This window comes from bacterium, assembly GCA_035530055.1.
GTDB lineage: Bacteria > UBA6262 > WVXT01 > WVXT01 > WVXT01 > WVXT01.
On record DATKVN010000019.1, the window covers coordinates 17,244 to 33,009 of the forward strand.

Genomic DNA, 15,766 nt, shown 5'->3' on the forward strand with positions numbered 1-15,766 from the left:
CACTATCAAAGACTGTAAATCAAACCGCTCTACTTATTCAAGTATCCTTACTTTCCGATGAGTTTTTTCTTTCGTAGTAACCTGTGGTACCTGATAGCAAAGCGGTGAGCTTCGTCTCGTATATGCTGGATGAGATGTAGAACAGGTGAGCTGAAGGGAAGGCGAATCGGACGGGAACGTTGAGGCAGAAATATTAACTCTTCTCCCTTAGCAAGTCCAACCACGGGAATAGTCCCCAGTCCCAGCTCATTAAGAACTCCTTTAGCCCCATTCACTTGCCCTTTCCCTCCATCAACCAGAATCAAATCTGGCAACAATCCTTTTTCTTTTATCAACCTCGTATACCTTCGGTGGATTACCTCTTTCATCATACCTACATCATCAATTCCTGTGACCATTTTTATCTTAAATTTCCTATAAGATTTATTTTCAGGCTTTCCACCGGAAAAGACGACCATAGACCCCACAGCCGAGTCTCCATAAATATCGGATATATCGAAAGCCTCTATCCTTTCCGGTAAGTTTTCCAACTCTATTGCTTTTTGAAGCTCAATTAAAATCTCACCCTTTCCAGCAGCCTTTAATTTCTGTTTCTCTACTTGTCGCAAATTAACCCTTTGGGAAATGGACTGTATTGCTCCTATCTGGTCTCGAAAGATTTTTGCCTTCTCAAAGTCGAGTTGCCTGGATGCCCCTTTCATCTCTTCTTTCAGCTTTTTCAAAAGACTCTCTCCCTTTCCCGAGAGAAACAGGACGACTTTCTCCACTATTTTCCTGTAATCTTCCTTGCTTATCCACTCCACACAAGGTGCCAGGCACTGTCCCAGATGGAAATCCAAGCAACTACTGGGGTTACCCTCTTTTCGTCGAGCCAGAAAGAAGCTCTTACTACATTTAACCAGAGGGAATATCCTCTGGATTGTCTTAAGTGTCCTCTTGAGTGAAGAGACATCGGGATAAGGACCAAAATATTTTATCCCAGGCATTCTGTGCTTCACCCTCTCCTTTTTTGAGATCCGCGCCATCACCAATTTAGGAAAATCCTCATCAATGGTCAACTTGAGGTGAGGATAAGTTTTATCATCTCTTAAGGCTATATTATATTTGGGATGGAAGTATTTTATTAACTCGTTTTCTAATATCAAAGCTTCTTTTTCGTTTCGGGTTACAATGTACTGGAGGTCTCGCACATTCGAAATTAAAGCAAAAGTTCTTGGAGAGTAAGTGCTCGGGGATTGAAAATATGCAGGAATTCTCTTTCTAATCGATTTTGCTTTGCCCACATAAATAACTCTGCCAGTAATGTCCTTCATCATATATATTCCTGGTACATCAGGTAGAGAAGCGAGTTTTCCCTCAAACTTCATTTGTCGATTCCTTTCGCGTAATTATCTTCCATACATATTTAATCTCATCACAACGCAAAAGATGCGCTACCAAAATGTAGATAATTACACAAATCAGAATAGTACCAGCCACTTGTATCAACTTGTTAATCTGGCCTAATAATCGGGAGAAATATATGCAGGCTATTCCCATAGCTGATGAGGCAACTAGAATTTTAGCAAGCGAAAGTAATACTTTCTTCCCTCCCAACCTGCCAATCCTCTTTCTTAGATAGTATAGAAGGATTAACAAATTAATAAAGGAAGCAATGGCAGTAGCGAAAGCAAGCCCGCCTACATCCAGAATACGCATTAAGATCAGATTCAGAACTATGTTTGCCACCATAGCAATGGAGGCTATTCTTACTGGCGTCCGGGTATCCTGCATGGAATAGAATGCAGATGCTACCACCTTTACTCCCGCATAGGCCACTATTCCAGTTGAATAGAATAAGAGCGCCCAGCTGGTGGCCTGGGTAGCTTGGGATGTAAATCTTCCCCTTTCAAATAGAAGAGAGATTATGGGACTTCCTAAAATAATCAGTCCCAGTGAAGCAGGAATAATAGTAAACATTATCATTCTAAGTGATAACGATAGAGTATCCTTTAGTTCTTCCATGTTGGTAGCTGCCACTGAGCGAGACATCATGGGCAAGGCAACGGTTGCTATCGCTGTCCCAAACAGAGCTAAAGGAAGTTGCATCAGGCGATTTGCATAATATAGAGCGGTAACACTTCCTTCTCTAAGTAGTGTAGCGCAAATTGTATCCACAAAGGTATTCACCTGGGATACAGATAATCCCAGAGTCGCTGGAAGCATCAACAGCCCTATTCTCTTCACTCCCGGATGATTTAAGATGGAAGTCCATCTTTTCCACAGGACATTCCAGTTCTTCAGGAGATTCTGAGGATAGTCCATCAGCTTTAGACGGGGATTACTGTAACTCCTCCCTGCTGGCAAAAGAAAACCTTTCTTTACTAAAGAGGGTACCTGAAAGAAGAACTGGGCAAACCCCCCAACCAGAACCCCCAAAACAAGTCCAATTATTGGTCGTTCCATTAATGGACATATAAACAAAATAAAGAAAATTTCAGAAATACTGAGCAGAGAGGGAGCCAGGGCAGGAATAATAAACCTGTGAAGAGAGTTCAATATTCCCAAAGCTAAAGCCGCCATACCTATTGCCATCATGAAAGGAAAAAGGATACGGGTAAGAGTAATGGTTAAGGAGAGTTTTTGCGGATCCTTAATGAAACCCGGAGCAATCACGCGGACAATTATAGGAGAAAAGATAATTCCCAGAATTGTCAAAATAGATAAGATGGCCAAAAGTAGCAGGCCCGAAATTCTTGCCAGTCTCTGTGCTTCTTCCTTAGGTTTGGTAGTTAAATATTCGGTAAACACAGGAATAAAGGATGCGGAGAGCGCCCCTTCTCCAAGAAGCCGACGGAGAAGATTGGGAATGCGATAAGCAACAAAAAAGGCGTCGGCTACCAAACCAGCACCAAAAAAATTAGCTATAAGCATGTCTCTTAGATAGCCAAGAATCCGAGATGCCAGGGTAGAAACGCTAACACCAGCAACCGACCTAGTGATTTTTCCTTCCCTCTCCAATCCCTTTCTCCTAAATAAAGATTGTTCTTGACTTTCGCTTCTCAATATGGTATTTTAGATCAACTGTCATTGCGAGAGAGCGAAGCGACCGAAGCAATCTCCCGACTGCCACGCTCCTTTCAGTCGCTCGCAGTGACATGATCATATATCAAAGCTATTACTCTCAAGCTACGAGTCAGGAGATCTCGCTAATGGTTAAACTAAAATCTGGACGACACACTCAAGCACTTAAATCACAAAGGCAGGATAAGAAAAGGCATCTCAGGAATGTCGCCGTTAAGACAAAAATCAGGACAATAGCTAAAAAAGTAGAGACGGCAGTCGTTCAGGGTAAACCCGAAGAAGCAAAAAAAATCTTTTTACAAGCTATGAAAGAGTTAGATAAGGCTGCCAGTAAGAATATCATACCTAAAAGAAGAGCCTCCAGAAAAAAGTCAAGATTAGCAAAAAAGATCAATACCTTAAAAGAAAAAAAGTAAATTAACCTGAATAAATTGATGCTCTTTTCTTACCGCATAAATCCAAAATTAGAAGTTCCAGCACAAGCTGAGCTGGTTTCTTGCCTACCTTAATTTCCCAGTCTGCCCGAAGTAAGTGATGAAAATTATTCAACAGTTCTTTGCGATTGAAATTTTGAATCCGTGATGGAAAATCCTTGTCGAAAAAAGGATGTAGGCCCACTTCCTTAATTATCCTCGCTTGTCCTACTTTCTGGTCTAGAAGCTCTTTAGCGTAAATTATTTGTCGAATCCTCTTTGCTATTCTTACTAAAATCCCTACTGGCTTTTCTCCGTCTTCTGTCAACCTTGTTAGGATTTCCAGAGAGTGTTTTAAGTTCTTCTGGGTAATCGCTCTCAAAAGGTCAAAAATAGAGTTGGACACAGAACGACCTATCAATTGCTCAACGTCATCCAGGGTAACCTTTTTTCTATCTTTAGTATAGATTAACAATTTTTCAATCTCTCCAGATAAGTCTAATAGATTATTTCCCACTTCTACAAACAGATAATGTGCCGCTTCTGGGGAGATAATTTTTCCTTCTCTGGATATTTTATTCTCAATCCAACCCGGAATCTCTGAATCGAAAAGCCTCCAGAAAATCACTGTCTCACAAAAAGAAGAAATGGTTTTATATACTCCTCTATATAACGCCTCTCTTTTAACCTTTGCACTCACCAGAACAAGACACGTAGAGGAAATAGGTTTTTTCAAGTATTTAATAATTTCTTTCAACTCACTCTCTGTGAATTTATCTATACCTTTAACCACTACTAATCTCTTTTTCGACATAAAAGGATAGGTCTCGGCAAGGGAAATGGCCTCTCTAGCAGAAGTATCTTCAGCATAGAAAAGCCCGAAGTCAAAGTCCTGTGCCCCGGGCTTGATTAGCATCTTCTTCAATAAAAGGATGGCTTCCTGTTTTAGATAATCCTCCTCCCCACAAAAAAAGTAACAATCGGCAATTTTTTTTCTGTTTAATTTTGTAATTAATTCTTTATACTTCATCATCTTTCTCGCGTTGAAAGCCTCCCAGCAACCCATCCTGTCTCTAACACCCTGAAATTTGAAAGATAGTTTACGAAGAACTTTTGGAATTTTAGCCAAAAAACAAGGACGGCTTTTTTTCTTTGAAGCAAATCACTGTTTGACGACTCCGATTCATCGGAGGAGGAGTTTTGATTTGCGCCCTGCAGAGTCCAAAGTTTTTTGGCGTTAAGAAATTCCTCAGGAATGAGGAAACTATTTTTCGAATCCCTGACCGAGCGACTCCGATAACTATCCCTTCATCCTACTTATTGACTCTGGATTTCAATCTGGCTTCCCCATCCATAGACTGTGCGTCGCACAATGTGATCGGCGAGCTCAATAACCAGTCGCTCCTGTGCTTCCTCTTCTGTTTCCACAGTTCCACCTGCCCTGGGAGTTACATAGTACCTTACATCTCCTTCAATCCCTCCAATAAGGTTCCCATCTACGCTCTCCCTCTTCTCTTCCCAGAGAACCTCTCCTGTAGCTAAATCCCGAAAAGAGAGATTGACTATGACCCAGAGCTTATACTGTTCAACCACCTCGGTGGCATCGTAAGAGAGGGGTTGTAAAACGTAAGTAACAATCTCTCCGGTTAACAGAGCACCGGCCTCCCCTTTCTTGGCAATGGATAGATGGCCATCTCTAATGAATTCTTCTATTACAGCGTCGGTAAGTTTAGACTCAATGCCGTAGTGAGCGGTTCTGTTGATAAATGTGGGCACAGCTATTGTCTTAATATGCTTGGGCAGAATTTCCACAGGCGTATAAGCACAACCAAATAATAGAAACATCCCCAACACAATGATAACGAAAATAAACTTTCTCATAAGTTTCTCCTTTTTTCTATTTTTCCACTACAATATTCACCAGTCGCTTGGGCACATAAATTATCTGTTTAATCTTTTTATTATCGATATATTTTCTAACTCTCTCATCTACTTGGGCTCTTTTCTTTATCTCTTCCTCTTCTAAATTTACCGGAACTTCTACTTTGCTTCTCACTTTACCATTCACTTCAATGACAATAAGTACCTCCTCTTTTTTGATTACTTCTTGGTCGTATCTTGGCCAAGGTTTTTTAATCACACTTCCCCGATGTCCCAGCACTTCCCATAATTCTTCACAAATATGTGGCGCAAAAGGAACTAGCAAAAGTATTAATTTTTCTACGCTTTCCCGTAAGTGGGAGCTCGTGCCTTTCTTCCTTAAGTAATCATATATTCCATTGGAGAGTTCCATAATGGCGGCAATAGCAGTATTAAAATGAAAACTTTCTATGTCTTCAGTAACTTTCTTAATAGCTGCGTGGGTAATTCTGTTTAGCTTTTTTTCTTCTTGGTCGTAAGTTTTAAGAACAGTTTCCTTGCGTTTACTTTCTATTTCTCCTACCAGATTCCGAACTCTGTTCAAGAACCTATAGCAGCCCTGAACCCCTCTATCACTCCATTCTAAATCTTTTTCCGGAGGTGAGGCAAAGAGAATGAATAACCTCGCTGTATCGGCGCCATATTTCTGAGTTATCTCATCTACGCTAACTACATTCCCCTTCGACTTTGACATCTTCGCTCCATCTTTAACTACCATTCCTTGACATAAGAGTTTTGTAAAAGGCTCATCAATACTGTACAAGCCTATATCCCTCAAGGCCTTGGTAAAGAACCGGGCATACAAAAGATGCATAATCGCATGTTCAATTCCTCCTATATATTGGTCGACCGGCATCCAGTACTTGACTTTTTTCTTATCAAAAGGTAACTTCTTGAAATGCGGGCTACAATAACGGGCAAAATACCAGGAGGAATCAACGAAGGTATCCATAGTATCGGTTTCTCTTCTTGCCGCACCACCACATTTAGGACATTTACAGTTTACGAAATCACTGCTTTTAGCCAAGGGATTCCCTCTGCCCGTAAACTCAACTTTCATTGGTAACTTTACTGGTAAATCTTTTTCCGGCACAGGCACAATTTTGCACTTATCACAGTAAATTATGGGAATAGGTGTGCCCCAATACCTCTGTCGGGAAATCAACCAGTCGCGCAATCTGTACTGAAGCGTCTTTCTTCCCCAGCCTTTCTGGGTCAGATATTGCGTAATCTTTTCCCTTCCATCTGGTGAAGAAAGACCGTCAAACTGGGCTGAATTGGCCATAATTCCTTCGCCTTCGTAAGCTTCTTGTAAATCTTCCCCTGTAGAAGATTCCTCTGGAGAAGGGACAATTACCTGTTTTATCGGAATATGATACTTTTTAGCGAACTCGAAATCTCTCTGGTCATGAGCTGGCACGGCCATTATTGCTCCTGTCCCGTACTCCATCAACACGAAATTAGCTACGTAGATGGGAATTTCATTTCCATTCAAAGGATTTATCGCGTGCCTGCCGATAAACATCCCCTCTTTTTCTTTGTTCTCCCCTGTGCGAGTGAATCTATCTTCAATTACTACCCTGTTAATAAATTCTCTTATTTTCTTCTCATATTCTGTCCCAGCAATAAATTCTAAAACTCTGGGATGTTCGGGAGCGAAAGTCATAAAAGTAGCACCGTAAAGGGTATCCGGCCGCGTGGTAAATACTGGAATCAGACTATCAGAACCCTTCAATCTGAAATTGACCAGTGTTCCCTGACTTTTGCCAATCCAGTTCTCCTGCATAATTCTAACTCTCTCTGGCCAGTCTTTTAGCTTTTTCAAATCTTCCAGAAGTTCCTCAACGTAATCGGTGATCTTAAAAAACCACTGCTCCAGACTTTTAATCTCCACAAAAGCCTCGCACCTCCAGCATTTTCCATTTACCACCTGCTCATTGGCCAGGACTGTCCCGCACTGTGGGCACCAGTTGATAGGTGCCTTCTTCCTGTAAGCGAGACCCTTCTCGTAGAACTTAAGAAATATCCACTGGTTCCAGCGATAATATTCTGGTTCAGCGGTAATTACCAACCTCTCCCAATCGTAACTCAATCCCATTTTCTTTTGCTGCTTTTTCATCATCTCAATACATCTATTCGTCCAGGAAGAAGGGTGAATCTTTTTCTCTATTGCTGCGTTCTCTGCAGGCAATCCCAAAGCATCGTAACCCATAGTGTAAAGGACGTTGAACCCTCTCATCCTCAGGAAGCGAGCCACAGTGTCTCCTATTGCATAATTACGCATGTGTCCCATATGGAGCTCTCCAGAAGGATAAGGGAACATCTCCAGAAGATAGAATTTTTTCTTTCCCGAGTCCTCAGAGATTTTAAAAGTTCCTTCCTCTTCCCATTTCTTCTGCCATTTCTTTTCAATCTTCTTGAAATTGTAAATTTTCTCCATGTTTAACTTGCACCCTCAATAAACTTACTTCTCGCCCCTGTCTTATCTACTCCTTTTTCTTCAAGTAGATAAAATACTCAATATTTCCAGCAGGACCTTTAATCGGCGAAGTAGTCAATCCTTTTACTTCTAATCCCAAATCTCGAGCTAAAAGCTTTATTTTATCGATAACTTCCTGATGAACTTTCCTGTCTTTAACCACACCGCCTCTGAGCACTTTTTCTCTCACTGCCTCAAATTGGGGCTTAATCAGGGAGACTATCTCGCCCCTTTTTCTAATTAACTCTTTAACTTTCGACAAAACTTTATCCAGAGAAATAAAAGAGACATCGATAGTAGCCAAATCGATGGGGCTTTTAATCTTTTTTCCGTTAAAGTATCTTATGTTCATTTTTTCGATGGTGACCACCCTGGGATCGTTCCGTAATTTCCAATCAAGCTGACCGTAACCCACATCCAGGGCATAAACCTTTTTCGCCCCATTCTTAAGAAGACAATCCGTAAACCCTCCCGTTGATGCGCCAACATCAAGACAGACCTTTCCTTCAACGCTCAACCCGAACTCCTTTATTGCTGCTTCCAGCTTCAATCCTCCCCGGGAAACATATTTTCGTAAAGGAGATTCCTTTACTTCTATCTCTATATCAATAGGGAACTCAGCACCTACTTTAATAACTTTCCGACCACCCACCCATACAGAGCCAGCCATTATCAATCCCTTTGCTCTATGGTGACTTGACGCCAGTCGCTTTTCCATCAAAAGCTTATCTAATCTCTCTTTTCTCTTTTTTATTTTCACAAATCTATTTGAATTCGATAATTAGGTAGCAGCAAAGCGCAAGCTTTGCTTCCTCTGTAGGGGACGGACTCTATGCCGTCCCTTCCTCGGGCGACCACGGAGTGTCGCCCCTACACTGAAGCAGAGCTTCGCTCTGCAGCTACATTATCTACTTTTCACAAATTCACCGACTCTTTCGGCAATCTTGTCAGCAGTCAGTCCATACTTCTCTCTTAACTTTTCTCTACTACCATGTTCGATAAATTTATCAGGAAGTCCAATACTTAAAATACGCACATTATCAGTTGCCAGTAACTCCTTGATACCCGAGCCGAAACCTCCGGAAAGGGTATTCTCCTCCACAGTAACAACTTTGTGAACTTTCTTGGTTATTTTCTTTATTAGATCTTCATCTAAAGGTTTAACGAACCTCATGTTAACCAGATTTGCCTTTATGCCTTCTGCTTCCAGTCTCTGCCGGGCCAAGAGACAAGGATGCACAGTATTCCCTATCGCCAGGATGGCTACATCATTCCCTTCTGCAAGCACCTCTGCCTTTCCCAGGGGAAGGACTTTATATTGCCTGTCCAATTTAACTCCAATGCCCTGGCCTCGAGGAAAGCGAATGGCACAGGGGAAATTCCAGGATAAGGCAGTATTAAGCATGTGCACTAATTCATTCTCATCCTTGGGAGCCATCACCACCATATTGGGAATTAATCTAAGATACGAAAGGTCGAATGTTCCCTGATGAGTTGGTCCATCTTCACCTACTATACCAGCTCTATCTATAGCAAAGACTACGGGAAGGTTCTGGAGACAAACATCATCGATTATCTGGTCAAATGCCCTCTGAAGAAATGTGGAATAGATGGCACAAACTGGTCTGTACCCGGCTCTGGCCAACCCTGCGGCAAAGGTAACTGCATGTTGTTCAGCAATTCCCACGTCGAAATATCTCTTGGGAAACTCCTTCTGAAATGCGTCCAGCCCTGTGCCTTGAGGCATTGCCGCAGTAATGGCAATAATCCTTTTATTCGATTTAGCCAAATCTATAAGAACCCGACTAAATACTTTTGTATATGAAATAATTTTATTTTTTTCTGTCTCTCCAGTCAAAATATTAAAGGGCATTGTTCCGTGAAACTTTATAGGTTCTCGCTCCGCCGGCTGATACCCTTTACCCTTTTTGGTAATTACGTGAATCAGGACCGGACCTTTCATATCTTTTACTTTCTGAAAGATTTCGATTAAATAGTGAACATTATGTCCATTAATAGGTCCCAGATAAGAGAAGCCCATTTCCTCAAAAAGCATCCCTGGAAAGAGAAGTACTTTAAATCGCCGAACTACTCTGAGAATTGCAATGCCCCAGAAGGAGACTCTGGTCAAAAACTTTTTTACTTTCCTCTCCAGTTTATTAACCAGGCCTAAAGTCATCAATTTTGTCAGATATCCTGCCAGAGCTCCCACCCTATGGGAAATGAACATCTCATTATCATTTAGAACTACCAGAAGGTCTTTACCCAGGTGTCCGGCATTATTAAGAGCTTCAAAAGCCATTCCTCCGGTCATCGAACCATCACCTATCACTGCCACCACCTTATGGTTGTTGTTGCCAGATAAATCGCGAGCGCAGGCAATTCCCAGAGCAGCTGAGATTGCAGTGGAACTGTGTCCCACGCCAAAGACATCATATTCACTCTCGATGGGAGTAGGAAAACCACTTATTCCTCCGTGCTGGCGAAGAGTAGAAAAACTGTCCCTCCTGCCTGTTAGAATCTTATGGGTATAGGCTTGATGGCCCACATCCCAGATAATCTTGTCCTGAGGGGAGTCAAAAACGTAGTGTAAGGCTATGGTCAATTCAACTGTTCCTAGACTACTGGCAAGATGTCCTCCTTTCTGGGATGTCACCGTAATTATTTTTTCTCTGATTTCCTCTGCAAGTTGCGGAAGTAATTCTTTCTTGATTAACCTGAGGTCGCTTGGTCGGTCAATCAATTCCAGGACTGCCATATCTTCTGCCTCCTCCGTAATTACAAGAGGTCTGACTCAGGTAAGGAATGGTCATAGGTCCTTCCGGGAGAACCGCTATCTTGGGACTATTCCCAAACTCTTTCTTTATTCTCGCCACTGTGTTTTCTATATTCTTAATAGGCTCGAGGTGACAAGCTACCACTTCTTTTTTCGGAAGCTCCGAATATAGATAGACTCTTGCCTTAGTCTGAATCTCAGCCTGTATTTGGGCTTCCCACTGGTCAAACATGGAAAACCCGGGGGACTCGACTATTTTCAGAATCTCCTCTGGATTTTTCCCCATCTGGAGAATGCGGCGATAATTGCCGTGTTCGGGAATGCCATCTGAGCACTGGGATACGCAAATAATAGCTCCGCCTTTCTTGACGATCTGGCTTGCTGCAGACATTCCTTTTACGGTCTGGTATAGATTCAGGTCGAGAGGATAACCGCTATTGGTGGTAATGACTAAATCGAATAGATGAGGAACAGGCCGCATTGCACTCTTCCGGGCGAATTCCACACCCTTCTGGTGTGCCAAATTCATCTCTCCCGAAAAGACACCACTTATCTTTTTTTCCTTATTCAGCGTAACATTTATGATAAAAGTAGGTTGGGTCATAAGGGCTACTTCACGAATCTCTTCCCAGAGAGGATTTCCGTAAGTAATGGACCAGTTTGCCTTTGGGTTGTCCAACATATTGGCACTATGGTTATGCATTACTGTCTCTTCGCCAGAAATACCAGGAAGTACTGATTTCGGGCCTCCGGAAAATCCAGCAAAGAAGTGGGGTTCGATAAATCCAGTCAGTATCTTAACATCGGCTCGCATGTAATTACCATTTACCCATATCTCCCCTCCAGCTTTCGTCTTTCCCAGATAGACCATTTCCTCCTTCTTCTGGGCATTATGGTTAATAATTCTATAATTTCTAACAACTTCTTCACCCAGCATCTCCGTAAGTTCTTCAGTTGTATTGGCTCGATGCATTCCCGTAGCATTGAGCAAAATTATTCTATCTTTACTAACACCACTCAACTGCTGCAAAAGCCAGGGAATAATCTTTCTATTGGGCATAGGTCTGGTTATATCCGAGAAGACAATAGCGATAGAATCTTTGGATTTAATCAGCTCCTTAAGTGGCGGACTTCCTAAGGGGTGGTTCAAGGAATCGATAAAAGCTTTCCTTTCATCAGAAAGCCCGGGCACGAATTTCGGCTCAATAATCGTAAGACCTTCTTCCGGAAGAGTAATATCTAAACCTTCTTTTCCATACGCTAATTTCATATTTACTTCTTTCATAAATTCCTCAGAGAGAGCGCTCTCATGAATGGGAGTGACTACCAAATTGAATAAAATGGTAGCCGCAACCTTTAGGTTGCGTTAAGACGCAGACTAAAGTCTGCTACTCCTGATACGCAGGCTGAAGCCTGCGACTACCAAATTAGAATTCTATATCATATTCTGGATTCGACAAAGTAGTCTATTAATTTTTTGAGGAGCTCTCCTCTTTTTTTAAATATCCCCAGGGAAACTTTAGCACTTTTAATCAGCCTTTTTACCTTCTCTCTGGAAGTTTTTAAACCGTAAATTCGAAGATAGGTTAACTCTTTCTTCTCTTTCTTGTCCAAGATGTCATCGGTAATTTGAAAGGCTAATCCGAAATTACTCCCATATTTATCGAGCGCTTTCAACTCTCCACGAGAAGCACCTGCCAATATCGCTCCCACCTTTAATGCCACGTTAATTAGAGCAGCGGTCTTGTGGGAATGGATGTAAGATAATCTCTTCTTCCTTTGCCCTTTTGTCGGTGAACTTAAAGATTGAATATCCTCCACCTGTCCTCCCAGCATCCCCTCCGTTCCTATAGCCTGAGTGATCTGGGCAATTACTTTTGCTTGAAGAACTTTATCTTTGGGGAATCTCATTTGGGATAAAACTTCAAAGGCTCTGGTCAACAATGCATCGCCAGCCAAAATAGCCATAGCTTCCCCGAATTTCTTATGGCAGGACAATTTACCTCGGCGATAGTCATCGTCATCTATTGCCGGGAGGTCATCATGAATAAGAGAGTAGGTATGGATCATTTCTATGGCACAGGCAGCAGGCAGGACATCAGAGGCTTTCCCTCCACATGCTTCTGCTGCAGCGATAAGGAGAATTGGCCTCAGGCGCTTTCCCTTTCCAAAAACAGCATAGCGCATAGCCTGATGAATTATTGGCGGATACTTCTTGGGAGAATGAAGGAGTCTATTTAAAGTAGACTCAATAGCAATTCTTTTTTCTTTTAAATATTTTTCAATTGAAAAGCTCATAGGAGTAATTCTATTCTGTAGAATTCGAATTCTCAAAAATTATTCTCTTTCTTTTCTACCTCTTCTTCCAAATTGAAAGGTTTTGCTGCTAGTTCTCCTTTCTCAGATTTGGTCAAAATCTCAATTTTCTTTTTCGCTTCTTCGAGTTTCCCTGAACAGAATTTTGATAATTTTATCCCTTCTTCAAATAATTTCAAAGAACCCTCAAGCGACTTCTCTCCCTCCTCTAACTGTTGAACTATCTTTTCCAATCTACTTATAGCCTCTTCGAATTTCATCTCTTCCATTTTACTCTCCTTTCATTCCTCTCTTTTCTGATTCTTTCTTAACCGGTATGTCGGTCTCTTCTACCGTGCAAATTATTTCGCCGCGGTGTAGCTTAACTTTCACTTTATCTTTCATTGTAACTTGCGATATGCTCTTTAAAATCTCATTTTCTGGCAATTTGTAAGCGATACTGTATCCCCTGGCTAAAATATTCAGGGGGGAGAGAACATTCAACTTTCCAGCAATTGAATTTAACCTCTCCTTCTGGAAATCCAAAAAATGGGCACACTTAGAAGTTATTTTCTCTAAATAGTAATCTATTTCCTGTTGAAATTGAGAGTATAGTTCTTCGGGATGGAGAAAGATTCTACTGTCCACAAGGCGTCTGTATTGGCTGGTGAGTTCATCTAGTTCGTGCTTCATAGACAATTTAATCTTAGAAGTCAAAAGCAATATTTTCTTTTCTAACTCAATTTTATTGGTAACCACTAATTCGGCAGCAGCTGAAGGTGTGGATGCGCGAAGGTCGGCAACGAAATCAGCAATAGTATAATCGACTTCGTGACCAACAGCAGAAATTACAGGAATCCTGGAGTTATAGATAGCCCGGGCAACAATTTCTCTATTAAAAGGCCAAAGGTCTTCTAAGGATCCACCACCTCTTCCCACGATTAGCACATCCAGAGAGGGAAAACGTTCGTTAACATAGGCTATTGCTTCGGCAATCTCGCCAGCGGCACGGTCGCCTTGCACCCTTACTGGATGGATTAAAATGTGTACATTGGCAAATCTGCGCTCAATTATATTCAAGATATCACGAATTGCTGCTCCGGTAGGTGATGTAACTATGCCAATCTTCTGCGGTAACATGGGTATTGGTCTCTTACGTGCCTTATCGAATAGACCTTCTTTCTCCAGTTTCCGTTTCAATTGTTCGAATGCTTGCTGCAATGCGCCTATCCCTATGGGTTTGAGACCGTATACAATAATCTGGTATCTCCCGCCTTTTACGAAGACACTTATCTTTCCTTGGGCAATTACTTTCATTCCATTTTCTGGCACAAACTCCAGTTGTCCAGCCTGCCACTTATACATAATGGCATTTATCTGAGCATCTTCATCTTTTAAACTGAAATAGAGGTGCCCTGAGGAGTGGAGAGTAAAATTGGATATTTCTCCTTCAAGCCAAATCTCAGGAAACTCTTCTTCCAGGAGATTCTTGGCTATTTTATTTATTTCCGATACTTTATAAATTTTTCTTGGCTCTTCCACCTTTCACTCCCTTTTTCCCTTAAATGGTTTAGCAATTCTCTTTATGCTTTCAGCCTTTCCCGTTTTCTCGTCGATTTCCATCACTACTCCTGCAAAAATTAAATCATCTTTTGCCACTTCAAACCTGATGGGCATCTGGGTCAAATACCTCTTCAGGATAATCTCCTTTTTTACCCCGATAACCGAATCGCGGGGACCGGTCATTCCTACATCAGTAATATAAGCTGTCCCCTGTGGAAGAATCCGTTCATCAGCAGTAGGAACGTGCGTATGAGTGCCTATTACCGCGCTTACTTTACCATCTAAGTACCAACCCATAGCAACTTTTTCTGATGTAATTTCCGCATGCATATCCACAACGATTATCTTTGTCTGTTTACTGATTTCTTCTATAATTCCATCAGTTGCACGGAAAGGACACTCTAAAGTGGACATATAAACTCTACCCATAAGATTTATGACACCAACTTTTATTCCATTATCCGCTTGAACAATCGTCCACCCTTTCCCGGGAACTTCAGGTGGAAAATTCGCTGGCCTTAAGATATTCTCTTCTTCTATTATTTCTGAAATCTCCTTCCTTGCCCATACATGATTGCCCATAGTAATTACATCGACTCCCTCTGAAAATACCTCGCGAGAAATATTAGGGGTGAGACCAAAACCGCCTGCTGCATTTTCACAATTAGCAATCACAAACTGAATATTTTCCTCTGTCATTATTTTAAGAAGAACGTTTCTAATTATTTCCCTACCCGGCTTACCGATTATATCACCAACAAATAGTATTCTCACTTTTCCTCCTTTAAAATTTCAAACTCATTTAGTTGTAGGCATAAATTCCCCGATTGAAAGTCAGGATACATAACCTGTTTTTGCCCGGTTAAAACCGCCCCTACAAATGTCAGGTAGGAGTGTCCCGACTTGTCGGGACTGGTAAAGTAGTGTCATGCCGAACTCGTTTCGGCATCTCTTGAGAGGGAGAAGATCCTGAAACAAGTTCAGGATGACAGAGAAAACAAGTTCAGGATGACAGAGAAAACAAGTTCAGGATGACAGGAGACACAGATTCAATCTGTGCATCTCACCCGAGCGACTCCGAAAACTATCCCTTCATCCTCCCCAAATCCCGAGCTACCTTTTTATTTTGCAGTTTCGATGGCTCTTGTCTCTCTGATAACCGTAACTTTTATCTGTCCAGGATACTCTATTTCTTTTTCGATTTTCTTAGCTATCTCCCTGGCCAGATTTTGCACCATACTATCCTCCACCTCTTCC

Annotated in this window: 13 protein-coding genes; 1 reads left to right on the forward strand and 12 read right to left on the reverse strand. The window is 41.7% G+C overall.

Annotated elements, in window-relative coordinates:
• Positions 1 to 47 precede the first annotated feature (47 nt).
• Positions 48 to 1,367 (reverse strand): excinuclease ABC subunit UvrC, encoded by a 1,320-nt coding sequence (locus VMW39_02045; protein ID HUW22801.1) that lies wholly within the window; start codon positions 1,365 to 1,367, stop codon positions 48 to 50.
• A complete protein-coding gene (gene murJ, locus VMW39_02050; protein ID HUW22802.1) occupies positions 1,357 to 3,000 on the reverse strand; it encodes a murein biosynthesis integral membrane protein MurJ in 1,644 nt (547 codons plus the stop codon). The genes VMW39_02045 and murJ overlap by 11 nt, the downstream gene beginning before the upstream one ends.
• 191 nt (positions 3,001 to 3,191) lie before the next feature.
• On the opposite strand from murJ, the gene rpsT reads away from it, so the two are divergent.
• Positions 3,192 to 3,479 (forward strand): 30S ribosomal protein S20, encoded by a 288-nt coding sequence (gene rpsT / locus VMW39_02055; protein HUW22803.1) that lies wholly within the window; start codon positions 3,192 to 3,194, stop codon positions 3,477 to 3,479.
• Between the two features lies 1 nt (position 3,480).
• Here the strand turns inward: rpsT and holA are convergent, their stop codons facing one another.
• The 10 genes from holA to VMW39_02105 form a co-directional block, all read right to left on the reverse strand.
• Positions 3,481 to 4,605, reverse strand: a complete 1,125-nt coding sequence (holA, locus tag VMW39_02060) for a DNA polymerase III subunit delta (protein HUW22804.1) — start codon at positions 4,603 to 4,605, stop codon at positions 3,481 to 3,483.
• A 188-nt stretch (positions 4,606 to 4,793) separates the two neighbouring features.
• Positions 4,794 to 5,357 (reverse strand): LptE family protein, encoded by a 564-nt coding sequence (locus VMW39_02065; GenBank protein HUW22805.1) that lies wholly within the window; start codon positions 5,355 to 5,357, stop codon positions 4,794 to 4,796.
• A gap of 16 nt (positions 5,358 to 5,373) precedes the next feature.
• On the reverse strand, positions 5,374 to 7,836 hold the full coding sequence (gene leuS / locus VMW39_02070) for a leucine--tRNA ligase (protein ID HUW22806.1): 2,463 nt from the start codon (positions 7,834 to 7,836) through the stop codon (positions 5,374 to 5,376).
• 46 nt (positions 7,837 to 7,882) lie between these two features.
• Entirely contained in the window at positions 7,883 to 8,635 is a 753-nt protein-coding gene (locus tag VMW39_02075; protein ID HUW22807.1) for a TlyA family RNA methyltransferase, read from the reverse strand.
• 144 nt (positions 8,636 to 8,779) lie between these two features.
• Positions 8,780 to 10,633: a 1-deoxy-D-xylulose-5-phosphate synthase gene (gene dxs, locus VMW39_02080; protein HUW22808.1), complete on the reverse strand. Its 1,854-nt coding sequence runs from the start codon at positions 10,631 to 10,633 to the stop codon at positions 8,780 to 8,782.
• Positions 10,611 to 11,936, reverse strand: coding sequence for a nickel-dependent lactate racemase (gene larA / locus VMW39_02085; GenBank protein ID HUW22809.1), 1,326 nt, complete (start codon positions 11,934 to 11,936; stop codon positions 10,611 to 10,613). The genes dxs and larA overlap by 23 nt, the downstream gene beginning before the upstream one ends.
• Positions 11,937 to 12,091: 155 nt before the next feature.
• Positions 12,092 to 12,985: a farnesyl diphosphate synthase gene (locus VMW39_02090; GenBank protein HUW22810.1), complete on the reverse strand. Its 894-nt coding sequence runs from the start codon at positions 12,983 to 12,985 to the stop codon at positions 12,092 to 12,094.
• Positions 12,982 to 13,236: an exodeoxyribonuclease VII small subunit gene (gene xseB / locus VMW39_02095; GenBank protein ID HUW22811.1), complete on the reverse strand. Its 255-nt coding sequence runs from the start codon at positions 13,234 to 13,236 to the stop codon at positions 12,982 to 12,984. The genes VMW39_02090 and xseB overlap by 4 nt, the downstream gene beginning before the upstream one ends.
• Position 13,237: 1 nt before the next feature.
• A complete protein-coding gene (xseA, locus tag VMW39_02100) occupies positions 13,238 to 14,488 on the reverse strand; it encodes an exodeoxyribonuclease VII large subunit (protein HUW22812.1) in 1,251 nt (416 codons plus the stop codon).
• Positions 14,489 to 14,491: 3 nt separating this feature from the next.
• Entirely contained in the window at positions 14,492 to 15,283 is a 792-nt protein-coding gene (locus tag VMW39_02105) for a TIGR00282 family metallophosphoesterase (protein ID HUW22813.1), read from the reverse strand.
• Between the last annotated feature and the right edge of the window lie 483 nt (positions 15,284 to 15,766).